This window comes from Streptomyces sp. P17, assembly GCF_032436805.1.
GTDB lineage: Bacteria > Actinomycetota > Actinomycetes > Streptomycetales > Streptomycetaceae > Streptomyces.
The window spans coordinates 1-331 of sequence record NZ_JAVRBF010000508.1 but is presented as its reverse complement, the minus strand read 5'-3'; the positions used below and the strand labels follow the sequence as shown (position 1 = coordinate 331).

Annotated in this window: 1 protein-coding gene; it reads left to right on the top strand. The window is 44.4% G+C overall.

The genetic code is table 11. The features are described from left to right. The first annotated feature begins 26 nt into the window (after window positions 1-26). Window positions 27-248, top strand: coding sequence for a hypothetical protein (locus RMT89_RS41900; RefSeq protein WP_315889001.1), 222 nt, complete (start codon window positions 27-29; stop codon window positions 246-248). Window positions 249-331 lie beyond the last annotated feature (83 nt).

Genomic DNA, 331 nt, shown 5'->3' with positions numbered 1-331 from the left:
ATCGGTTGCCATTGGAGATTAAATAGATGCAGATCATGATGATTGAAGGTGCAAACCGAGTGTGCGGAAAGTCGCAAGGTTTTCTAGGTCTGCCCGTGCGTGACGAAATTGTTGACGGCGTAAATATCATGCATACAGCATGGGAACCGACGCCAGAAGAACTTGTAAAACTGCTGAACGGTGCGAAAGTCATCGTTTCGCTAATCGGCAACAACCCGCAGCCCATTCAAGTTAATGTTGGAGAATAAGACTGTGAACGATAGGTGCGTTTATTTTCATAGCACTCCTGACACCAAAGAAGTGTTTTATATTGGTATGGGTTCTTTGAAAC

What these genes read in the sequence shown, in the direction of transcription:
- RMT89_RS41900 (WP_315889001.1), top strand. Translation starts at nt 27, where the DNA reads ATGCAGATCATGATGATTGAAGGTGCAAACCGAGTGTGCGGAAAGTCG.